The organism is Fodinicurvata fenggangensis DSM 21160 (genome assembly GCF_000686045.1).
GTDB lineage: Bacteria > Pseudomonadota > Alphaproteobacteria > Kiloniellales > DSM-21159 > Fodinicurvata > Fodinicurvata fenggangensis.
In genome coordinates this window covers 7,501-29,536 of sequence record NZ_JMLV01000015.1, presented here as the reverse complement: position 1 = coordinate 29,536, position 22,036 = coordinate 7,501, and the positions used below count along the sequence as shown (strand labels likewise).

General features: G+C 62.6%; 21 protein-coding genes (1 of these 21 cut by a window edge). 4 read left to right on the top strand and 17 right to left on the bottom strand.

The window, feature by feature from the left end:
• Window positions 1–134 precede the first annotated feature (134 nt).
• The 4 genes from BP38_RS0116260 to BP38_RS21140 all read right to left on the bottom strand — a co-directional run bounded on the left by BP38_RS0116260 (window position 135) and on the right by BP38_RS21140 (window position 3,101).
• Window positions 135–794 (bottom strand): amino acid ABC transporter permease, encoded by a 660-nt coding sequence (locus BP38_RS0116260; RefSeq protein WP_026988594.1) that lies wholly within the window; start codon window positions 792–794, stop codon window positions 135–137.
• Window positions 791–1,528, bottom strand: a complete 738-nt coding sequence (locus BP38_RS0116255; RefSeq protein WP_026988593.1) for an amino acid ABC transporter ATP-binding protein — start codon at window positions 1,526–1,528, stop codon at window positions 791–793. The genes BP38_RS0116260 and BP38_RS0116255 overlap by 4 nt, the downstream gene beginning before the upstream one ends.
• 1 nt (window position 1,529) lies before the next feature.
• On the bottom strand, window positions 1,530–2,201 hold the full coding sequence (locus BP38_RS0116250; protein WP_026988592.1) for an amino acid ABC transporter permease: 672 nt from the start codon (window positions 2,199–2,201) through the stop codon (window positions 1,530–1,532).
• A 63-nt stretch (window positions 2,202–2,264) separates the two neighbouring features.
• Window positions 2,265–3,101, bottom strand: a complete 837-nt coding sequence (locus BP38_RS21140) for a transporter substrate-binding domain-containing protein (RefSeq protein ID WP_051609469.1) — start codon at window positions 3,099–3,101, stop codon at window positions 2,265–2,267.
• A gap of 343 nt (window positions 3,102–3,444) precedes the next feature.
• Between BP38_RS21140 and BP38_RS21945 the strand changes: the two genes are divergently transcribed.
• The gene (locus tag BP38_RS21945) at window positions 3,445–7,041 is read left to right on the top strand and encodes a PAS domain-containing protein (protein WP_051609468.1); all 3,597 of its coding nucleotides are present in this window, start codon (window positions 3,445–3,447) and stop codon (window positions 7,039–7,041) included.
• 170 nt (window positions 7,042–7,211) lie between these two features.
• Window positions 7,212–7,631: a universal stress protein gene (locus BP38_RS0116235; protein ID WP_026988591.1), complete on the top strand. Its 420-nt coding sequence runs from the start codon at window positions 7,212–7,214 to the stop codon at window positions 7,629–7,631.
• Between the two features lie 30 nt (window positions 7,632–7,661).
• On the opposite strand, the gene BP38_RS0116230 is transcribed toward BP38_RS0116235, so the two are convergent.
• The 7 genes from BP38_RS0116230 to BP38_RS0116200 form a co-directional block, all read right to left on the bottom strand.
• Window positions 7,662–8,450 carry a creatininase family protein gene (locus tag BP38_RS0116230; protein ID WP_051609467.1) on the bottom strand — a complete coding sequence of 263 codons (789 nt, stop codon included), beginning with the start codon at window positions 8,448–8,450 and terminating at the stop codon, window positions 7,662–7,664.
• 47 nt (window positions 8,451–8,497) lie between these two features.
• Window positions 8,498–9,730 carry an acetylornithine deacetylase gene (gene argE / locus BP38_RS0116225; protein ID WP_081816741.1) on the bottom strand — a complete coding sequence of 411 codons (1,233 nt, stop codon included), beginning with the start codon at window positions 9,728–9,730 and terminating at the stop codon, window positions 8,498–8,500.
• Window positions 9,727–10,746: an ABC transporter ATP-binding protein gene (locus BP38_RS0116220; protein ID WP_026988588.1), complete on the bottom strand. Its 1,020-nt coding sequence runs from the start codon at window positions 10,744–10,746 to the stop codon at window positions 9,727–9,729. The genes argE and BP38_RS0116220 overlap by 4 nt, the downstream gene beginning before the upstream one ends.
• A complete protein-coding gene (locus BP38_RS0116215; protein ID WP_026988587.1) occupies window positions 10,743–11,726 on the bottom strand; it encodes an ABC transporter ATP-binding protein in 984 nt (327 codons plus the stop codon). Before BP38_RS0116215 ends, BP38_RS0116220 begins: the two co-directional genes overlap by 4 nt.
• Complete coding sequence (locus BP38_RS23410; RefSeq protein WP_081816740.1) at window positions 11,719–13,011, bottom strand: ABC transporter permease; 1,293 nt, start codon at window positions 13,009–13,011, stop codon at window positions 11,719–11,721. The genes BP38_RS0116215 and BP38_RS23410 overlap by 8 nt, the downstream gene beginning before the upstream one ends.
• Window positions 13,008–13,985, bottom strand: coding sequence for an ABC transporter permease (locus tag BP38_RS0116205; RefSeq protein ID WP_026988585.1), 978 nt, complete (start codon window positions 13,983–13,985; stop codon window positions 13,008–13,010). The genes BP38_RS23410 and BP38_RS0116205 overlap by 4 nt, the downstream gene beginning before the upstream one ends.
• Before the next feature lie 84 nt (window positions 13,986–14,069).
• Window positions 14,070–15,638, bottom strand: coding sequence for an ABC transporter substrate-binding protein (locus tag BP38_RS0116200; protein WP_026988584.1), 1,569 nt, complete (start codon window positions 15,636–15,638; stop codon window positions 14,070–14,072).
• 171 nt (window positions 15,639–15,809) lie between these two features.
• On the opposite strand from BP38_RS0116200, the gene BP38_RS0116195 reads away from it, so the two are divergent.
• Window positions 15,810–16,652: an IclR family transcriptional regulator gene (locus BP38_RS0116195; protein ID WP_026988583.1), complete on the top strand. Its 843-nt coding sequence runs from the start codon at window positions 15,810–15,812 to the stop codon at window positions 16,650–16,652.
• Window positions 16,653–16,671: 19 nt separating this feature from the next.
• Here BP38_RS0116195 and BP38_RS0116190 read toward each other — a convergent pair whose 3' ends face one another.
• From BP38_RS0116190 to BP38_RS0116165, 6 genes are all read right to left on the bottom strand, one after another.
• Window positions 16,672–17,334: a glutathione S-transferase family protein gene (locus BP38_RS0116190; RefSeq protein ID WP_026988582.1), complete on the bottom strand. Its 663-nt coding sequence runs from the start codon at window positions 17,332–17,334 to the stop codon at window positions 16,672–16,674.
• Window positions 17,331–18,248, bottom strand: coding sequence for a VOC family protein (locus tag BP38_RS0116185; RefSeq protein ID WP_026988581.1), 918 nt, complete (start codon window positions 18,246–18,248; stop codon window positions 17,331–17,333). The genes BP38_RS0116190 and BP38_RS0116185 overlap by 4 nt, the downstream gene beginning before the upstream one ends.
• Window positions 18,249–18,273: 25 nt before the next feature.
• Window positions 18,274–18,726, bottom strand: a complete 453-nt coding sequence (locus BP38_RS0116180; protein WP_051609466.1) for a VOC family protein — start codon at window positions 18,724–18,726, stop codon at window positions 18,274–18,276.
• A 33-nt stretch (window positions 18,727–18,759) separates the two neighbouring features.
• Window positions 18,760–19,113: a DUF1428 domain-containing protein gene (locus tag BP38_RS0116175; protein ID WP_026988579.1), complete on the bottom strand. Its 354-nt coding sequence runs from the start codon at window positions 19,111–19,113 to the stop codon at window positions 18,760–18,762.
• A gap of 97 nt (window positions 19,114–19,210) precedes the next feature.
• Window positions 19,211–20,134 (bottom strand): alpha/beta fold hydrolase, encoded by a 924-nt coding sequence (locus tag BP38_RS0116170; RefSeq protein WP_026988578.1) that lies wholly within the window; start codon window positions 20,132–20,134, stop codon window positions 19,211–19,213.
• Window positions 20,135–20,301: 167 nt separating this feature from the next.
• The gene (locus BP38_RS0116165) at window positions 20,302–21,078 is read right to left on the bottom strand and encodes an SH3 domain-containing protein (RefSeq protein ID WP_026988577.1); all 777 of its coding nucleotides are present in this window, start codon (window positions 21,076–21,078) and stop codon (window positions 20,302–20,304) included.
• Window positions 21,079–21,277: 199 nt separating this feature from the next.
• Between BP38_RS0116165 and BP38_RS0116160 the strand changes: the two genes are divergently transcribed.
• On the top strand, window positions 21,278–22,036 hold the 5' portion of the coding sequence (locus tag BP38_RS0116160) for an NnrS family protein (protein WP_026988576.1). Its footprint extends 381 nt past the window's final position; only the first 759 of its 1,140 coding nucleotides appear in the window; the start codon lies at window positions 21,278–21,280; its stop codon lies beyond the right edge, outside the window.

Genomic DNA, 22,036 nt, shown 5'->3' with positions numbered 1-22,036 from the left:
TCTGGTGCAGGCTCGGGTTGCTATCAGCGCACCCTCTGTGTCTCAAACTAACCTAAACGTCTCGATATGGCGTTCAAGTGGCAGGGTCCAGGGGATCAAGGGCAGGAGGTTAGCAGGTTGATAGCCTCAGTTTATTACAATCCCGGCACTGCCGTGCGCTTTTCCAGGTATAGCAGCACCTGTGCGACCGTTCCGGTCAGCACGATATAAACCAGCGCCAGCAGCAGGAAGACCTCGAAGAACATGAATGTCTCGTAGCCGACCTTCTCGGCACGGGCGGTGATCTCCGAGACGCCGATGGCATAGGCGATCGAGGTGTACTTCAGCTCCAGGATCGCCTCGTTGGACCACTGGGGAATGACCCGGCGCAGGGCCTGGGGCAGCACGATCCAGCGCAGGCCCTGCAGCGGGGTCATGCCCATGGCCCGGGCGGCCTGCATCTGCCCCCTGGGAATGGAGCGGATGGCGCCGCGAAAATACTCTGCCTGGTAGGCCGAGGTGTTGAGGCCGATGGCGATGACGGCCGCCGTAAAGGGGTCGAAGACAATTCCGACTTCCGGCAGGCCCAGATAGATGAACAGCATCTGCACCAGCATGGGCGTGCCGCGGAACAGCTCCACATAGACCGTGGCGGCCCCATAGACAAGTGTATTGCCGTAAAGCCGCGCCCAGGCCAGAACCAGACCGAATGCCGCCCCGATGGTCATGGCCAGCACCCAGAGGCCAAGCGTGATCGGCAGGCCCTCCAGGATGTAGGGCAGGTGCTCGACGGCGAAGGCGTAGAATTCGCTCATGCGGCCTCCCCACCCTGGCCAATCCGGCTGAGAAACTGGCGTGTGCGCTCATGCTGCGGCGCGTCGAACAGCTGGGCGGGCGGTCCCTGCTCCAGGATATGGCCGCCATCCATGAAGATGATCTCGTCCGCCGCCTGGCGGGCGAAACCGACCTCGTGACTGACCAGCAGCATGGTCATGCCCTCGCTTGCCAACTGCTTCATGACCGCGATCACCTCGCCGGTCAGCTCCGGATCCAGGGCGCTCGTCGGTTCGTCGAACAGGATGATCTTCGGTTCCATGGCCAGGGCACGGGCAATGGAAACGCGCTGCTGCTGGCCACCGGAGAGCTCCGCCGGATAGGCATGGGAACGCTCGGAAAGACCCACCCGTTCCAGCTCGCGCATGGCCAGCTCGTGGGCGGCGCGTCTGCTCATGCCCCGGATCTTGCGCGGACCGATGGCCACATTGTCCACCGCGCGCAGGTGGGTGAAGAGATTGAAGTCCTGGAAGACGAAGGCCAGCTTCTCGCGCATCCTGTTGAGATTGCGCGAGGTGATCTCCGTGCCCTCGACCAGGACCCGGCCTTCATCCGGAGGTGTCAGGTAGTTGATGCAGCGCAGCAGGGTGGATTTGCCCGTGCCCGAGGGCCCCATGATAACCTTCGATTGCCCTGTTTCCATCTCGAGCGACACGCCCTTGAGGACCTCGGTCTCGTCGTAGCGCTTGTGAATGTTCTCGACCTTGAGGAGCATTTCAGGCGTCCCCTCTCTGTTCGAATCCCGGCACGGCCAGCTTCTTTTCCAGCTTGTAGAGACCCCAGTTTCCCAGCCGGTTGAAAATGAAGTAGAGCGCCGCAACCACCGCAAAGACGATCAGGATATTACCCTGGGTGCTGGAGATGATGTACTTCGCCTGGCGTGTCAGTTCGACCACACCGATGACGTAGGCCAGTGAGGTGGCCTTCATCTCGCTGGAGAATTCGTTGGTCCAGGGCCCGATGGACAGGCGCAGGGCCTGCGGCAGGACAATATCCCGCACCGCCTTCATCTTGGACATGCCCATGGCGCGCGCGGCCTGCATCTGGCCCGGCGGCACCGACAGGATGCAGCCCCGGAATATCTGTGACTGATAGGCAGCCGAGCGCAGTCCGAGCGCCAGCACCGCTGCCATGAAAGAGCCGATCTCCACGAAGTCGGTGACCCCGTAATAGAACAGCAGCAACAGGACGATCGCGGGAATACCGCGAAAGATCCGCTCGAACAGGATGCCCAGCCAGCGCAGGGTCCAGTGGCCATAGACCTCGAGCAGTGCGAGCGACAAACCCAGTACAAGGCCCAGCGCCAGCAGACAGGCCAGCAACTGCAGGGCCACCCAGAGACCGTGCAACAGGTACGGCATCTGGCTTATGATGATTTCGACGATCATGCCGGGATCCGGAGGAATTTACAGATGGGAATGCGGCGGAGCCATGGCTCCGCCGCAGGGGTCTCAGTCGGAATAGCCGGGTATCGGCTCCTCGTAGGCATCCACGTAGTCCGGCATTGTCGTCGGAATGCTCCGGATTGTGGACTGCGGAGAGTACTCTTTCACGATCTCGGTCCACTGACCGGATTCGTAGATGTTCATGATACCGGCGTTCAGCTTGCCTAGGATCTCGTTGGGATCGCCTTTCTGGACCGCCAGCGCCTGCGGCTGGTTCTGCTGGATCGTTCCGACGATCTTCACCGGCCGGTCCTTGGCGATGAAATCCTCGGCCGTATCGGTGGAGGTGACCACGGCATCCAGGCGCCCAGTCCCCATATCCTCGATGGCGGTCACATAGTCCTCATAACTGCGCAACGTGACGTCCACGTCCTCATTGGCTTCCAGGTTGTCTTCCAGCCACTGATACTGTGTGGCACCGCCCTGGGCGCCCACGGTGGCCCCGCAGCAAAGTGCCGTGACCACGTTCAGGTCCGAGTCCTCGGCCACCAGAACCTCGTCATCATTCTCCCACCAGGGAATCGAGAAATCGAGAACCTCGTTGCGTTCCTCGGTGATGTTCAGGCCAGTCACCAGCAGGTCGATGCGCCCCTTGGCCAGCGCCGGGATCAGGGAAGGCCATGGAAGATCCTTGAACTCGACCTCCATGTCCTGGTCTTCGGCAATAGCGCGCATCGCATCAATGGCTATGCCCTTGTATTCGCCATCCTCCACATAGGCCCAGGGCGGGAAGGATGCCTCCACTCCGGCCACAAGCGCCTCGGCGTTCGCCGCATTCAGGCCCAGTGCGCCAACAACGGCGAATGCCGTACCGCCAACCAGCCCCTGCAATTTCTTTCTCATTCAAGCCTCCTGTTGTTTTTTCCTATCCCCTCGCCCACGCCTTATTTCATTGATCGAGTTGCTTTATGACGTGCCAAAAAGCAAAGGGGAGAATCAGGGACATTGCCACGCACTACACTGACAGTGTCACCTGACCTTTCGGGAGCATAACAGGATTATCCTGTAATAGAAGCAAGTGATGGCAGAAATATCTGAATGCCGCCTGCTGGGGTCTGATACTTGCTTACCATGCTCATTACTGCCGCCAAAAGCTGACAGGCTGCCGGAAAATGAATAAGAATCAGATTGTGGTACGAGCGGGCCTGCTGCAGTCTTTTTCAGGCACGGAATAAGGGCGACCGGGATGACGGATCAGGAGAATGGAGCCCTGCACCAGCGGCAGCTTGAAGACCTGATTGCCTCTATTGACGGCGTGGTCTGGGAAGCCGACCCCGACAGCTTGCAGTACACCTTCGTAAGCGCGAAGATTGAGGACATTCTGGGTTACCCACGCGAGCAGTGGACCGACGAGCCTGACTTCTGGGTACGGCACCTTCACCCCGAAGACGCCGAGCACATACTCGCGCTGAGCAAGAGTGAAATCAGCAAGGGACAAAGCTACCAACTGGAATACCGCATGATCGCCGCGGACGGCCGCACGATCTGGCTGCACGACCTTGTCTCCTTCTATGAGAACCAGGGAAAGACCTGGCTGCATGGCTTGATGATTGATGTCACGCGTCAGCATGAAGTCCGGGAGACGCTGCAGAAGGAACGCCGCACCAGCGAGTTGATCCTGAATTCCATTGCCGATGCCGTTCTGGTCCTGGATGCAGGGGGATTCGTTCTGAAACAGAATCCGGCTGCATTCACACTGCTGGGATGGGAGGACAGCGCAATGGTGGGACAGCACTCCCATAGACTGGTCCACCACAGCCGCATGGATGGCTCGCCCTATCCGGAAGAAGACTGCCCGATCTACAAGACACTGGAAGACGCTGTATCACGGCGCAGCGAAGGCGAAGTCTTTTTCCGGCGGGACAATCGGCCTGTAACTGTGGACTTTACAGTGGCACCGCTGATTGACGAGCGCGATGCCGTCACTGGAGCGGTGGTCTCTTTCCGGGACGTCACGCAAAAAGACAGGTTTCGCAGGGCCACCCAACTGGAAAAGGAGATTCTACAGCAGGTGTCTGAGGGCACCGAGCTGAACGCGGTGATGGAGAATATGCTCCTGCGCGTGGAATCACTCATGCCCGGCACTCTGGCCTCCATCATCTTACTCGATGATGATGAGCATCATGTCCGGCCCGGGGCGGCTCCCAGCCTGCCTGGGAGTTATATCCAGACACTGGACGGAGTGGAGATTGGCCCTTCGGTCGGATCCTGCGGAACGGCCATGTATCTGGGCGAGCGTGTCATCGTCACGGACATAGAAAATGACCCGCTCTGGGCCGACTTCCGCCCCCTGGCACTGGCAAATGGATTACGGGCCTGCTGGTCAACACCGATCCGGAGCGCAAACGGTAGAATACTGGCTTCCTTCTCCCTCTACTACCGCGAACCGCGCGCACCCAACACCTCGGACCTGGACCTGATTGACCGCCTGTCCAACCTGACCTCTGTGATGATCGAGCGGACACGTGCCCTTGAAGCTTTGCGCAAGAGCGAGGAGAAATTCCGCGAACTGGCCGAGAACATCGAGGAGGTATTCTGGATCAGCAATCCGGCAGGGGACGTGCTCCACTACATCAGCCCTGCATTCGAGACCATATGGGGTCGCTCGCGTGAAAGTGTCTACGAGGATCCCATGCTCTGGCTGGAAGCCATTCATGAGGAGGATCGCGATCACGTTGCGCATACCCTGCGGGGCCAAGCAAACGAAGGGTTCACTTCAGAATATCGCGTGATCCGCCCTGATGGCAGCCTATGCTGGATCTCAGACAAGGGCACCATGATCCGGGATGCGCAAGGGCAGGTTTTGCGTGTCATGGGTACGGCCCGGGACGTCACGCGCCGCAAACAGGCTGAACTTGCCCTGCGCGAGAGTGAACAGCGCTTCCAGGCCATTTCCTCGGCAGTCTCCGACGTTCTCTGGGATTGGGATCTTCGCACCGGCAGGCTTTGGTGGAGCCCGGACGTACAGAAACTGCTCGGCTGCTCCCCGGAGGATCTCGACACACCGGAAAAGTGGGGGCAGTGGCTGCATTCCGACGACAGGGCCAGAGTCCAGTATGACGTCCAGCAGGCTATCCGTGACAGGCAGAAATTCTGGGAAAGCGAATATCGTCTCCTGCGCAAGGACGGAGAAACCCTGCACGTGGAGGACCATGCCAGCCTGATCCCGGATTCGGAGGGAACGCCGATACGGCTTGTGGGAGGAATGTCCGACGTCACGGAACGCAAGCATCACCAGATGCAATTGCGCGAACGCATCAAGGAATTGCGCTGTCTTTATCGCGTTCTGGAGGTCACCTCTGATCCTCTACAGCCCATCGAGACTGTCTGTGAGCAGATTGTCGAGGTGCTGCCGGAAAGTCTTCTGCATACCGATATCTCGGTGGCTCGGATAGAACTCGAGGAAAACCACTATAAAAGCCCCGGCTGGTCCCAACCGGCGCATTCACTTCGCGGCACCATAGAATCCAACGACCAGGTCATGGGCATAGTGGAGGTCGGTTACCGCGAGATTCGGCATACCGGCTTTGGCCAGAACGAGCTCTTCTCCAGCGAAGAAGGGGAAATGGTCCAGGCTGTGGCCTCCCATATCGGACGCATGCTGGAGAACCGGCGCCTTTCCGAGCGCCTGTCGCAATCCGAAAGACTGAAGGCCATTGGCGAGTTGACGGGCGGAGTCGCACATGACTTCAACAACCTCCTGACCGTTATCCTCGGAAATACGGAGGCCATGACGGCAGCCCTGCCAAAAGACCACGAACTGCATCCACTTGTCGAAATGACCCAGACGGCTGCCGAGCGCAGTGCCGATTTGACCCAGCATCTCCTGGCCTTCGCCAGACAGCAGCCCTTGTCGCCGGAACCAACGGATGTGGCCAGCCTTGTCCAGGACATGAGCGGCCTGCTGCGCCGCACATTGGGCGAACATATACAGATCGACATTCTGGCCGGGAACACCGTGTGGAAAGCTCTCGTTGACCCGGTTCAACTGGAAAGCGCTGTGCTCAACCTCTGCATCAACGCCCGTGACGCCATGCCGGAGCGAGGGCACCTGACAATCGAGGTGCAGAACGTCCATCTGGATAAGGGTTATGGCCAGGGGGATGAGCGGATTCCCCCAGGGCCCTATGTCATGCTCGCCATATCCGATACCGGCAACGGCATGCCTTCAGATGTCGTAGCGCGCGCTTTCGATCCCTTCTTCACGACCAAGGAAACCGGCAAGGGCAGCGGACTGGGCCTCAGCATGGTCTACGGCTTCGCCCGGCAATCCCGGGGGCAGGCCGTCATCTATTCCGAAGAAGGTCAGGGCACCACGGTGAAACTCTATTTGCCGCGCGGGTTCAGCGATCCCGAGAACGAAAGGGCTTCAACCGAAACCGATGAGATAACCGGCGGCCCCGAACGCATCCTTGTGGTTGAGGATGACGACCTTGTCCGCGGCCACGTCATAGGGCAATTGGAAAGCCTTGGTTATCGGGTTGTCAGCGCGGAAAACGGAACGCAGGCGCTAAAAATCCTGGAGCGTGAAGCAGATCTGGATCTTCTATTCACCGATGTCATCATGCCCGGCGGCCTGAACGGAGGCGAATTGGCAGAGAAAGCCCGGGAACTCCACCCGAATCTGCCTGTGCTCTTCACCTCCGGCTACACAGACAGCGCCATTGTCCATCATGGCCAGGTCGACCCGGGGGTACACCTGCTGACCAAACCCTACCGCCGTCAGGCATTGGCCGAAAAGCTGCGCGAGGTGCTTGCCGAAAACGCCCCTCCCAGGACCTGAAGACAACTGTCATCCCTTCACGTGGCCGGCCCCAGAACAAGCGGACCAGCAAACAATACTTCAAAAGGTTTCACAGCCCTTGGATGGATATCATATAGTGGTATAGCAATGGAACAGCCTGGCCATGACTCAAACCGAGGATCAGGGGCGCAGCAGATAAGGAGTCTTCCATGTACAAATCCGTCATTATCCCAGTCGATCTGTCTCACAGCGAAAGGATTCAGCCCATGGTCTCGGCTGCGCGTGTTCTTGCCGCTGAAGACGCTGAGATCCTTCTGCTCAACGTGATAGAGGACATTCCGGCTTATGTCCGGTCCCAGGTCCCGCAAAGCATCCGCGACGAGCGTGATGATGAAGTCCGCAATCAATTGAAAAAGATTGCCCGGGATAATGGCCTTTCAGAGAACATCATGGTCAGGACGGGACACGCCCCCAGCGAAATCCTGGCCGCTGCAAAGCAGAAGAACGCCGATCTTATCGTGATCGCCTCTCACAAGCCGGGCTTCGGCGATTTCCTCCTCGGCTCCACAGCCGCACGTGTCGTGAGACATTCAGCCTGTACCGTCCACGTCGTACGCGAAACGGGGTGACTTCCTCGAAGCACCCCCCTATAGGGCCGGTTATTCACTCGTTCGCGTAAAATTCTCCCACGCTCCGCAAAGATCTTCCAGCGCGGCCTCGTACAGCGTCTCGCCGGCCTCGGCGTTGGCGAGCGTGGGGTCCGAGCCGATGCGGCCGTCGGGGAAGCGCGAACGGAAGTCTCGGGCATCGCCGATGGGCCCCTTGGGCGCAATCTTCGGCGAGAGCGGACGCGACTTCATGTGGGGGCCATGGGCATAGTGCGTCAGCGAGACCTCGCTACAGGTCACGTGCGAGCCCTCGGCTTCGCCGAACAGCTCGGCACTACGCGCACGCACCGAAGGCAGCATCCACCAGCTGTGCAGCTGGAACTGCAGGGAGGCGCGGTTACTTTGCACGCCATAGGAGACGTCCGCATGAATCTCCGAGAAGGCCGCTTGCAGGGTGGCGATATTGCCGCCGTGGCCGTTCACGAAGAAGAAGCGCTCGAAACCCTGGCTGGCCAGAGAGGTGACCACGTCACGGACTACGGCGATCAGCGTGCTTGGGCGCAGTGAAATACTGCCCGGAAAGCCCAGGTGGTGCTGCGCCATGCCGATGGACAGCGTCGGCGCGATCAGGGCACCGGTACGTGCGGCGACACCGCGGGACAGCACTTCCGGACAGAGTGCGTCGGTGCCCAGAAGGCCCGTGGGCCCGTGCTGCTCGGTGGAGCCGATGGGAATCAGGATGCTGCGCGAGGTCTGCAGGTACTCCTCGATATCCGGCCAGGTCAGCAGCTGCAGGCGCCTGCGTTCGCCCGCTTCCCAGGTCTGGTCGTCCTGCGCCATGATCTTGTCCTCCTCCAGGCTGATGTACTGACCCGCAGCCTACACGCTCAGGCCTGCTTGCACAGCCGCTCGACCAGACGGTCCAGCAACTGCTCCATCGCCGCCAACTGGGACAGCGCGGCGAACTCGTTCGCCTTGTGGGCCTGGTCAATGTGGCCGGGCCCGCAGATCACCGTCGGAATGCCGGCGTGCTGCTGGAACTTGCCCCCTTCCGTGCCATAGGCCACGCGACGCGTGCTGTTGGTGGCGGCCAGCCCCTTCATGAAGGTAACGGCCTCGTCGTCCTCATCCATGTCCAGGCCGGGAAAGGAGAACAGCTGGTTCCAGGTGACGGCCGCCTCCGGCGCCTTGGCCTGCATGGCGGCCTCCAGTTCGCGGCCATAGGCCTTGAGCTCCTCCAGCTTCGCGAAGGGATCGTCGATGGGCAGGTACCGGAACTCGAAGACGAAGGAACAGTGGTCCGGCACGATGTTCAACGCCTGCCCACCCTGCAGCTGGCCCACGTGGATTGTCGTGTGCTCCACGTCATAGCGGGGATCGAAGGGCCCTTCGCGCTCCACCGCGTCGGCCATGTCGGCAATCCGCGCCACCAGTCGTGCGGCGGTTTGCACGGCATTGGCTGCGCGTGGCGCCAGGCTCGAATGCGCGACACTGCCCTTTACCACGCACTCCACCGCCAGCTTGCCCTTGTGGCCGGTCACCACGTCCATGCCCGTGGGCTCGCCGACCAGGCAAAGCCCGGGCCTGTTCTCCAGCGTGGCGATGTATTCGATCAGACCGTCGACGCCCCGACAGCCAACTTCCTCGTCATAGGAGAAGCAAAGGTCGATGGGCCGGGCCAGCGGCGCCGCCTGCATGCGCGGCACCAGTGCCAAACAGCATGCAAGGAAGCCCTTCATGTCGGCCGTCCCTCGCCCCACCAGGGTCCCGTCGCGTTCCTCCATGACGAAGGGGTCACTGCCCCAGTCCTGGCCGTCGATCGGCACCACGTCGGTGTGTCCGCTGAGCGCCACACCACCCGGCCGGTCCGGGCCGATGCGCGCCCAGAGATTGGCCTTGTTGCCCTCCGCGTTCGGCAACACGCGGCAGGCGATGCCGTGGGCTGCGAGATAGTCCTTCACATGCTCGATCAGGGCCAGGTTGGAGTCCCGGCTGACGGTGGGAAAGCCGATCAGCCGGCGCAGCCACTCGACGGCATCCGGGGAAGGGCGATCCGTCCCCTGGACCGGGGTGTCGCCCGAAGAACTCTGGTCGGATGGCGCTTGTGTGGTGGGGGTCATGACTGTTCTGGCCTTGGTGTGCTGTTGAGATGACAGGCGGAAAAGTGTCCCGGTGCGATTTCCTCCAGGGCCGGTTGTTCCACACGGCAGCGGTCGAAGGCGTGGGGACAGCGCGGATGGAAATGACAGCCCGGCGGCGGGTCCATGGGAGACGGGATCTCCCCCTTGATGGGGTGGAAGCGGCGCTTGCCGGCTTCCAGCCGCGGCACGTCCTCCAGCAAGGCCTGGGTGTAGGGATGGTTGGGCGCGGCAAACAGTTCCGCCGTGGGGGCCTGCTCCACAACTCGTCCGAGGTACATGATGACCACGCGATCCGAGAGATGCTCGACCACACCCAGGTCGTGGCTGATGAACAGATAGGTCAGGCCGAAGTCCTGCTGCAGTTCCATGAAGAGGTTGAGCACCTGGGCCTGGATCGAAACGTCCAGGGCGGCCACGGACTCGTCGCAGACCAGCATTTCCGGCTTCACGGCAAGCGCGCGCGCGATCCCGATGCGCTGGCGCTGCCCGCCGGAGAACTGGTGCGGATAGCGCGCACGATAGTCCGGATCCAGGCCCACGCGCTGCATCATCTGCGCAACGTAGTCCTTCTGTTCGGCGCGCGGCACCAGCTTGTGCGCGCCCACCGCCTCGCCGATGATCTGCCCGGCCTTCAGGCGCGGGTTGAGCGAGGCCATGGGGTCCTGGAAAATCATCTGGATGGCCAGCGCCAGGTGGGCCGCATCACGCCTCTGCAGTTGCTCCACAGGAACGCCCTTGTAAAGGAAGCGACCTTCCGACGGCTTGTGCAGACCCGCCACTATGCGGCCCAGCGTGGATTTTCCGCAGCCGCTCTCGCCGACCAGGCCGACGACTTCCCCCTTGTGGACGGTCAGGTTGACCCGGTCCACCGCATGTACGGTCTGTTCCTGAATCCTTGCCCCGAAGCCGCGTGCCACGCGTTCCGCCACATCCAGCTTGCGCGTGAAGCGTTTCGAAACCGTCTCGAGCGTGATCAGGGGCTCGGCTGCAGTCATGACCAGATACTTTCGTCCTTGCCAACCGGAAAGTGGCACCGCCAGGAACGGGGCCCCTCCCAGGTATCCTCGGGTTCGCTGCGGCAGAGGTCCTGCGCCTTGGGACAGCGCGGGTGAAAGGGACAGCCTTCCGGCAAGTGGGTCATGGAAGGCGTCATCCCGGGAATCTGGCGCAGCCGCTGGTGGCGCTGGTTGCGCGACGGCACCGAAGCAATAAGGCCCGACGTATAGGGATGCCGTGGCGCGCTGATTATCTCGTCCGAAGGTCCCTGCTCCACGATCCGGCCGGCATACATCACGGCGATGCGGTCGGCCAGGCCCGCCACCACGGAAAGATCGTGAGTGATCAGGATCATGGCCACACCCTTCTGCTCCACCAGGCGCTGGACCTCCGCCAGGATCTGCGACTGGATGGTCACGTCCAGAGCCGTGGTCGGCTCGTCGGCGATGATCAGTTCGGGATCGTTCAGCAGGGCGATGGCAATGGCGACGCGCTGGCGCATACCGCCGGACAGCTGGTGCGGATAGTTCCGCAAGCGCGCCTCAGGCGCCGAAATGCCCACCATCTTCAGGGACTCGCGGCAGCGCTCCAGCGCCGCTTCGCGCGAGATGTCCTGATGGGCCTGCAAGGTTTCCACCATCTGGGTGTCGATGCGCAGGACCGGGTTCAGGGTCATCATGGGATCCTGGAAGATCATGGAGATGCGGCGCCCGCGATAGCGGCGCAACTGCTCTCCCGCCAGGCCCACCAGCTCCTGCCCGTCAAAGCGGATGGAGCCGCCCACCACACGCCCCGGATGATCGACCAGGCCCATGATCGAGAAACCGGTCACGGACTTGCCGGAGCCGCTTTCGCCGACCAGGCCCAGGATTTCGCCGGCACGCACAGTGAAGTTCACCCCGTCCACGGCCTTCACCGGTCGCGAGTGAGTTTCGAAATGGGTCTGGAGTCTGTCGACCTGGAGGATCGGTTCACTCATCACGGCGCATCCTCGGGTTCAGGACCTCGCGCAGGCGGTCGCCCACCAGGTTGATGGCCACGATGGTGACCAGCAGGGCAATGCCCGGGAACACGCTGATCCAGTAACGTCCCGACAGTAGGTAGTCGAAGCCGTTGGAGATCAGCAGTCCCAGCGAAGGCTCTGTCTGCGGCATGCCCAGCCCCAGGAAGCTGAGCGTCGCCTCCAGGGCGATGGCGTTGGCCACCTGCACCGTGCCCACGACAATCATCGGCGGGATGCAGTTGGGCAGCATATGGCGCAAAACGATGCGCCAACGGCTGAGTGCCAGGCAGCGCGCCGCCTCGATGTACTCCTTGCTGCGCTCCACCAGGCCGGCCGAGCGGGCGGTGCGCGCGTAGTAGGCCCACTGGGCGATGACCAGGGCCAGGATCACCTTGTCCGGTCCGCGCCCCAGGATCGCCAGCAGCAGCAGTGCCACCAGGATGGCCGGGAAGCTGAGCTGCAGGTCGACGATGCGCATGATCAGGGCATCGATCCGCCCACCGGCGTAGGCGGCGGTCAGCCCCACCACCAGGCCAATCGTCAGGGCCAGCGCACCACTGAAGACCCCCACGGAGATGCTGATGCGCAGGCCATAGAGGATGGCCGAGAACATGTCGCGGCCCTGCCCGTCGGTGCCCAGCCAGTAGACCTGCTCGATTTCGCCCTCGGCCTGCTGGGCACGAATCTCCAGCTCGAAGCCGCCTTCATGGCCCTCCGGCAACTGAACCTCGAACGCCGTGATCTCGTCAGGCGCCACCAGCCAGAAATTCCGGAAGTCGTGCTTTTCGCCCACCGAGAGTTCTGCGCCGCGCGGCAGCCCTTCCACTCTCAGTTCCTGCTCCAGGGTCTTCAGGTTCTGCTCCGGCTGCAGGTCCAGGCTAACGGCCACGCGTTCGGGCGCCACCCACTCCCAGGAAGCCTCAGCGCTTTCGAAGGGAACAGAGCCGCTCAACTCCAGGGTTTCCCTGCCGGACTCACCCTCGCCGGAAATCGGCACGGGCAGAGATTGACTCTCCGGATCGGCGCGTCCGGCCGCGCCGGGCTCCAGGCGACTGTGCTCCACCCGGATCTCATTCAGGTCATAGGGGTTCTGGGGCGCGATCCAGGGCGCAAAGACCGCGGCGAATATGATCAGCAGCAGGACGACTGCCCCGACCACGGCCACGCGGCTGGCGGCGAACTCCCGCAGCGTGCGCCGGAACGGCGTGTCCTTTGCGGGGGGTACGACCTCATCCTGGACCTGGGTTTCCTGAATGGTCATGCGCCCAGATCCTGCAGCCGGACCCGTGGGTCGAAGACGGAATAGAGGACATCGACGATCAGGTTGATCGTGATGAAGGTCAGCACGATGACGATCAGATAGGAAACGATAACCGGTCGATCGAGCACGAAGATGGAATCGATGATCAGCTTGCCGATCCCCGGCCAGGCGAAGACCGTCTCGGTCACCACCGCAAAGGCAATCAGGGTGCCGAACTCCAGTCCGATGATGGTGATGACCGGAATCATGATGACCTTCAGGATATGCACACCGACGATCCGGCCTTCACGCAGGCCCTTGGCGCGGGCGAACTTCACGAAATCCAGTTGGATGGCCTCCAGCACGCTGGCCCGGGTCAGGCGGATGATCAGGGCCGTCTTGAAAAGCGCCAGGTTGATCGAGGGCAAGATCAGGTGCGACCAGCCGTCCAGGGAAAACAGCGTGGACTGCATGCCCAGGAATTCACCGGGCTCTCCGCGCCCGCCTGACGGCAACCAGCCCAGCAGGACGGCAAACAGCAGGATCAGCATCAGCCCCTGCCAGAAGTTGGGCAGGCTGAAGCCAAAGATCGAGCCCACCATGATGGAATGCCCGGCGATGCTTTGCGGCTTGAGACCGGCCCAGAGACCCAGCGGAATGCCGATCAGAATGGACAGGGACAGCGCAAAGAGGGCGAGTTCAAGCGTAGCCGGCAGACGGCTCAGCACCAGCGTGAAGGCGGGCACGTTGAAAACGAACGAACGTCCCACGTCGCCCTGCAGCAGGTTGCCGACAAACGAGATGTATTGCTGATGAAGCGGCTGGTCGAGACCCAGCCGGGCGATCGCTGCCGTACGCTCGGCCTGGGTGGCATCGGGCGCGATCAGGATATCCACCGGATTGCCGATGGCATAGACGGCCACGAACACGATCACCGTCATGGCCACCAGCACAAAGAAGCTCTGAAGCAGGCGACGGATTATGAAGACCGTCATTCCACGGCTCTCCTCAAGACGGTCGTCCCGGCATCACCTTGCCAGCGGGGCAATGAGGATGCCGGGACCATCCGTTTATACGCTTCAGTCAGTTGGACGCACGGATGTGCCGAGCGTGTACTCGTCGGTCCGCGGGATATACTTCAGGCCGTCGCGTGTGCCCCAGGTGTTGACCTGGAAGTGCACGGGAATCAGCCCGACGTCCTCCATGGCAATTTCCGTGGCCTCTGCCAGCAGGTCCTGACGCTTGTCGTTGTCCACTGTCACCAGGGCCTCCTTGAGCAGGCTGTCCATCTCCTCATTGGAGTAACGCCCGCGGTTCGTGGCCCCGAACCCGGCATCCGGCTCGTAGGTTGCCAGAAGCGCACGCAGAGGCGAGGAGGCCTCGCCGGAACCGGCGCCCCAGCCGACCAGCATCACCGAGAACTCGAGGTCAGAGGCACGACCGAAATAGACGGAAACCGGAATGGTCTCGACCTCGGTCTCGATGCCGATGCGGCTCCACATCTGTGCCGCTGCCTGCAAGACCTGCTCGTCATTGATGTAGCGTCCGGCCGGCCCGTGGACTGTCATCTTGAAGCCATCTTCATAGCCGGCCTCGGCCAGCAGTTCCTTTGCGCGCTCGGGCTGGTATTCCGGAACCTCGATGTCCTCGGAGACGCCGAAGAAGCCCTCGGGCAGCAGCTGCCCGGCCGGTATGGCAATGCCCTCCATCACGTCCTCGACGATCGACTCGCGGTCGAGGGCAAGGGACAGGGCTTTGCGCACCCGACTGTCGCGCAGAGGATTCTCGATCTCGCTGCCGTCCTTGGCGGTGATCTGAGGCGTCACCTCGCGATCGCTGTCCAGGTGGATGTAGATCACGCGGTTGGAGATGCCCTGCCAGATCGAGACGTCCTCGTTTTCTTCCAGAGAGGCCACGTCATTGGTGGGCACGGCTTCGACCACGTCGATATCGCCGGACAGCAGGCCGGCGACCCGGGCCGAGGCACTGGTGATCGGTCGGAAGGTCAGGCTGTCCCACTGTGGCTCATCCCCCCAGTAGCCGTCATAGGCCTCCATCTCGACCTCTTCACCGGGCGTGTAGCTGGCGAACTGATAGGGTCCCGTACCGACGGTCGCCTCACCGCTGTTGAAGTCCTCGGTGGAAGCACCTTCCGCGTTCTTCTTGCTGATGATGGCGATCGTGGACAGGTTGTTGGCCATCAGGGGCACGGGCTCCTCGGTATGGAAGCGCACCGTATGGTCGTCGACGATCTCGACCTCACTGATGTCATTGATGTAGAGGCTGAAGCTCGAGGGACTGTTCGGCACGTCCGGCGCCCGTTCGATGGTGAAGGCCACGTCTTCCGCCGTGAAGGGCGTACCATCATGGAAGGTCACGTCCTCGCGCAACTTGAATTCCCAGACCAGGGGATCGTCCGTCACGCCCCATTCGGTGGCCAGGCCCGGCTCCAGGGACTGGTTTTCGTCCTGCTTGATCAGCGGCTCGAAGATATGCCGCGTCAGCGCGTTGTTCGGCGTCAGGTTATGGTAGTGGGGGTCGACGGAAGTGGGTTCCGAGGCCAGGGCGATCGTCAGGTCCTCAGCCGCTGCCGGGGCAGCCGCAAAGGACACGACAAAGGCCGAAGCCATAAGCAGACGGGATCTCATGTCCTATCCTCCTGTTCAGATGAACCGATATGTAATTCTTGTTCTCTTCTTATCTTATCGTTGTACGATAATTAGTTATCACTTATAAGTATGAAACCGCCTTGAAAAAGAATCAACCATGACGTTTTCGCGCGGAATGGGAAGACAACGGACCACAGGACCGGTAGCTCCATGGCCAACGACATCGCCCAAGACCCCATCGCGGACTCCCCTCCCCCTTCGCCACAGGCCAGCACGGAGCGGAATCCACTCTTCATCACCGCCCTGGCCCGCGGGCTGCACGTGCTCGAGGTCTTCTCCAACGGCTGGGAGGCCATGGGGCTCAGCGAGATTGCCAACGCCACCGGCCTGGCGGTGCCCACAGTGCAGCGCGCGGTCCATACGCTGACCGAGATGGGCTACCTGGCGAAGGACGCGCAGACCCGGCGTTACCGCCTGACGCCCAAGGCGCTGGATTCCACCTATCGCTATCTGCAGTCCAGCCCGCTCTACGAGGCCGCGATCCCCGTCGTGGTCGCCCTGCGCGACGAATGGCAGGAAACCGTCAACGTTTCCATTCTCGACGGGCTGGAGGCCATGCTGCTGATCCGCATGCCGGGGGCACGCCGGATCAATCCGACCTCCATGATTGGCCGCCGCATGCCGGCCCATGCCACCTCCACCGGCCTGGCCATGCTGGCCATGCTGCCTCCGGACGAACAGCGCAGACGGCTCCATGACACGCCATTGAAAGCCATGACCGCATGGACCGTCACCGACCCGGCCGCCCTGGAGGAGCGCCTGCAGATCATCCGGCGCGATGGCTATGCCCTGGTCAACGAGGAAGCCGCTGACGGCGAAATCTCCGTTTCCGCTCCGATACTGGATCACGACGGTCGCCTGGTGGCGGCCATCAGCATGACCACCGCGGTCAGTTACTGGTCGGAAGAAGAGGCGCGCAAACAGATCGGACCGGCCATCAAGCACGCCGCACGCGCCATCACCGACACATTGCGCGGCTGGCGCTCCAAATAATCACAGGCCTCGCCGTGCTTCAGGAGATGCCAGCTACCTCTGCTTCGCTTTCTTCGAAGACCGCCATGTGATCGCTAAGCGCCCGGCGATAGGCCGGACGGGCCTCGCAGCGGGCCAGATAGGCCGCCAGCCGCGGCTGCTCCTCGACCAGCGCGGTGCCGCGCAGGATCTGCAGCACGCAGGCCGTCATCAGGTCGCCGAGCGTGAAGCGGTTTTCCAGATACTCCTGATCACCCAGCCAGGCGGCCAGTTGGTCCAGGCGGCGCCGAGCGGCCTTTTCCGCTTCCGGCCGGTGCTGGCGCGCCCAATCCTCTTCGGCATGGAACAGGTCGAGCTCGGCCAACGGCTGGATTGCCGGCTCCAGGGTATTGATCGCAGCGAACAGCCAGGTGATGGCCCGGGCCCGCGCGGCCGGATCCGTTGGCAGCAGGGCCTCGCTGCGCGCGCCGATGTGCAGGACGATGGCGCCAGATTCGAACAGGTTGACGGACTCGTCCTCATAGGCCGGCACCTGGGCGAAGGGCTGGCGAGCCAAGTGCTCAGGGCTGTCCCGCTGGTCCAGGCCGATCAGGCGCGTGCGATAGGGCAGTCCGGCTTCCTCCAGCGCCCAGCGCACGCGCATGTCTCGTACCAGCCCCTGGGCAAAGGGCGGCACCCAGCTGTAGGTCGTAAGCGTGATCATGCTCGTTCTCCCGCATGGGCCTGTTCCAGGCCGGAAATGTCCAGTTTCTTCATTTGCAGCATTGCACCGCTCACCTGCTCGACCTGCTCCGCATCCCCCTCCCGCAACAGGCGCGGCAGCATCCTCGGCACCACCTGCCAGGAAACACCGAAGCGGTCCTTCAGCCAGCCGCAGTGCTGGGCGTCGGGATCTCCGCCCGCACCCAACTGTTCCCAGTAACGATCGACCTCCGACTGGCTGTCGCAGAGAACCTGCAGGGAGAGGGCCTCGGTGAAGGTGAAGGCGTGATCCAGCGCCGAGTCCATGACCCGGAATTCCTGCCCGGCCAGCGTAAAAACGGCCTGCTTCAGCGTACCCGCTGCGTCCGGCCCCTCCCCGTCTTCATAGCGCCAGATGTCGTCAATGCCGGAGTTCGGAAAGAGCGTGGTGTAGTGGTTCATGGCCTCCTCGGCCCGACCGCACTGCGCGCCCGTGAACAGCAGGCTAAGCGCGATCGTCTGCTCGCGCGGCGCACCGTTGACCTGCCAGGTCAGGCCGAAGCGGTCCGCCACCCAGCCATAGCCCTCGCTGAAAGGATAGGCCTGGAAGGGCATCAGGACCGTGCCGCCCTCCGACAGCCGGTCAAACAGGGACCGAGCCTGCTCCACATCCGCACAGCTGACGAACAGCGAGATGGCCGGCGTGAAGCGAAACATCGGCCCGCCGTTCAGCCCGGTGAAGGCGCAGCCGGCCAGGCGGAAACCCACGGTCATGACCGAGCCTTCCGGACGTCCGGCGATCTCGGCCACCGTGCGGTTGTAGCGGGTGGTTTCCTCGATGGCGGAGTCGGGAAACAGCGAGGTGTAGAACTCTGCCGCCGCTTCGGCCTGGTCGTCGAACCAGAGGCAGGGCACGATTGTCTGCTGTGGTGTCATGGGCTGGTCCTTTTCCTGTCCTCGTTCACCGCGGGCTATGCGCCGGGTCCATCCAGAAGGCTTCCCAGATGTGTCCGTCGGGATCCTCGAAGGTGCGGCCGTACATGTAGCCGTGCTCCTCGGGGGCACGGGGTTCCGCTGCGCCGGCCGCCAGCGCCCTGTCCATCAGGGCATCCACCGCCGCCCTGCTGTCCAGCTGCAGAGCCAGCAGAACTTCGGTCGCGCTGTGTGCGTCGGCGATGTCCTTCTTCGTGAAGCGCTTCAGGCTGGCCGGCAGGTGCAACATGGCGCGGATCTGGTCCGAGAGGATCAGGCAGGCCACCTCGTCGTTGCTGAAGGGCTCGTTGAAGCGATAGCCCAGCGCCTCGAAGAAGCGGCGGCTGCGCCCCAGGTCGGCGACCGGCAGGTTGAGATAGATGGCGCCGGGAACGGCACCTGCGTTCTCCTCGGAACAGGTCTTTGAATCGATGTCAGCCATGGCGTTTCCTCTCTTGCAGGTATGGCGTCCGGATCACAGGTCGACCACCGGCGTGAAGCCGCCGTAGATCATGCGCTTGCCATCGAAGGGCATGGGGTTCGCATCCATCTGCAGGCGCGAGTCCTCCATGACCTTGGGCATCGCCTCGTCGCGCACGGCCTGCGAGGGCCAGATAATCCAGCCAAAGACCACCGTCTCGTCTTCCTTGCGTTTCACGGCCATGGGGAACGAGGTGACTTCACCATCCGGAACGTCATCGCCCCAGCACTCCATGACCTTCAGCGCGCCATATTCCTTGAAGACATGCCCGGCGGTCTCGGCATGCTCGCGAAAGGTCTCGCGGTTGGCCGTGGGCACAGCCAGGACGAATCCGTCGATATAGCTCATTTGCTTTTCCTCTTCGTTTGGGGATGGCCATGCCCTTTTAGGTGACCGTGCTTTTTGATTTGGCCGTGCCGTGGAAGACAGAGGCGCCCGACCGCATTCATTGTGCGGCCTCCTGCGCGTTTGCCCAGCTCAGATCAGGTTTCTCGCCATTCAGGAACGGTAGGACGGTGCGGACCATGGCGGGCGCGCCGAACAGCTCGTAGTGGGTCAGGTTCGGCAGGATGGCCAGGCTGTTTTCCGGCATGTGTGCACGCTCCCAGCCGGCATCGCGCTGCCCGCCGCCCAGGCGCTTGTAAAATTCGACCATGTGCTCCAGGCGGATCATGTCGCCGTCGCCGTAGACCAACATCACCGGCGGCTCCAGCGCCTCGACATCCAGCGTGAAGGAATCCGGCTGGCTCAGCAGATCGCCCACTGCATCCAGCAGGTCGGGGAAGGCCGTCACGTCCGGCGCCACGTTGGCATAGGCCTGGTACATGGGCGTGCCCTTCATGGCCTCGGCCTGGTGGGCGCCGATCTGCTCCATCTGGGCCTGGATGCCGTCGTGGAAGCCGGCCCGCTCGAAGGGCGCGGACAGCACCACCAGGCGCCGCACACGCTCGGGCTGCTGGGCCGCCATCTGCCCTGCCACACCGCCGCCCAGGGAATAGCCCATGACGTCGACGCGCTCGTAGCCCAGGCCTTCTACCAGCGCGGCCATGTCCCGACCCATTTCCGTCAGGTCCATGGGCCGTCCGTCCACCAGCTGCGTACGGCCGTGGCCATAGAGGTCGACCCCGATGACCTGCCGGCTCTCGGTCAGCTCCGGCAGGATCGGCGTGAACATCTCGAAGGTCCCCAGCCCACCGTGCAGCAGCAACAGGGGCTCGCCCTCGCCGTGAGTTTCATAGTAGTATTCGACGCCGTTAACGGCGATCTGCCCCGTGCGCCCGGGCTCCGGCCCTTCGGCAAACACCGGCGCCGCCCCGAAGGATAGCGCCAGGTCCACAGCCACGACGGCCAAAAGCTTGCGTCCCCGCATACCAGCAGCCTCTCTGCTTCAATTTATAAGGTTGATATCAACCTATTTAACGGCTGTCAATTGCCAATGAATGCACTCATTGGTGATACGCCGTTTGGTTGGGAACTATGCCGGTCGCGCGGCCTTAAAGGTCGAGAGAGTGGACACTCTCAGATTATCTGCAGTTCCTACTCGAACGCCCATTTCTCATGCTCGATGCGAATGACACGTGGGGCACCGTCCTCATAACGCAGGCGCACGACCGCTCGGCGCTGTTCGCCAAAATTGCGGAAGTCGGCGTTGACGGTGATGAGGCCGCGGAACATGGGGCGGTCCTCGTCGAGGGCAATGCTGAGGTCTGTGATATCGCTGTCCTGGGCGTCGAACAGCGGGTCGGCCTGAAGGCCCTCGTTGGCAATGCGATCCGCGAGTGGTGCCGTGAAGAACTGATCGGCGCGCGACGGGGCCAGCGGGCTGGTCATATTTCCGGATAAGGACTCCAGATGATCGCGGTAGAGCCGCTGGACGAGGCGTTCGGCCTCCTGAGTCGGATCGGGCGCCTGGTCCGCCGCCTCTTCATCGATGACCGCAGAATCCTCCGCAAGGTAACGCTGGGCCACCCAGCCGCGTGTGCTGTAATCTTCATTCTCCATCAGGCACCAGCGCGGCGGCAGGGCGGCGCGTTCGGCCTCGCTCATTTCAAAGAACAGCCCCGGCGGCACCAGGGGCACGCAGGTCACCTGCTGCAGGCCGCGTGCATCATGGGCGAATTCGCCGATCACGTCATAGTCCGTGCCCGGCCCCATACGGGCATTGAGCGTATCGCCAGGCGCGACATCCACGACACGCCAGGCATCCGGTCCGCTGGCCTCCGCCAGCGCCTCTTTTCCGGAGACCAGGAAAACGGTAGAGCCCAGCGCCAATCCCGCCAAACCAAGTCCAAGCGCCTTCGCTGTTTCCATCATGCGCGGTCCCCTTTTCATATCCTTGAAGTCCTGGAAGCTCAGTAGCTACCACAGCGTGATCCAGCACGTCCCCCTGCGAATGAAGGGCTTGCCTATCCTGAAACGATGCCCGTGGACAATCAGCTGCCCTTGTCCCCCTCTGGGCGTTTCCTGATACTCACTGGGCTTGCCACCTTCAGCGGAACAGCCCCCTCTCGCTATGCGCCCCATCAGAACTGATTTCCTGCTGCTCTTCCTGCTCGGCGCCCTTGGGGCCCTGGTCTTCGTGCCCTTGAAGGCCGCGGTCTACCTGCCCGGCGTAGCGGATATGGTGGGAGGCATACTTCCGAGGGCACCTTACTGGCACGGACACGAAATGCTGCTGGGCTATTCCCAGGCCATTCTGGGCGGATACCTGATGACCCGGGCCGGCCCCAGCCGAATCCGTGTGTTCGCCGGCCTCTGGCTGCTCGCCCGTTGCTCCGTCCTCGTTCCGGACCTGGCAGGCCTGTTGCTCTCGGCCACGGCCAACATCGCGCTCATGATCCTGCTGTTCATCGAGGCCGGGTTGCCCTTCCTGCGCGCGGCCAAGCGTATACGTTCCGCCATTCCCGGCATCGTCCTGGCCCTCTTGCTGGTGGCGGAAGCCATCTTCCAGGCCGGGCGCCTGCTGGCCATGCCGCAGCTCAGCGAAACCGCCCTGGGTGCCGTCGCCTGGCTGATCATCCTGATGCTGTTCCTGATGGGCGGGCGCATCACGGCGGCGGCCACCTCGGGCCTGTTACAGCGCAAAGACCTGCCACGTCCCGCAGCCCAGGGACAGCTGGAATCCCTGGGCCTGGCGGCATTGGTCCTGGCCGGCCTGCTTGATCTGACTCCCGTGCCACCGGTGCTGGCGGCACTGCCGGCACTTGCTGCGGCTGGCATCCTCCTGCTGCGTCTGGCCTATTGGCGGGTGTGGCAGGCCCGTGACCGACTG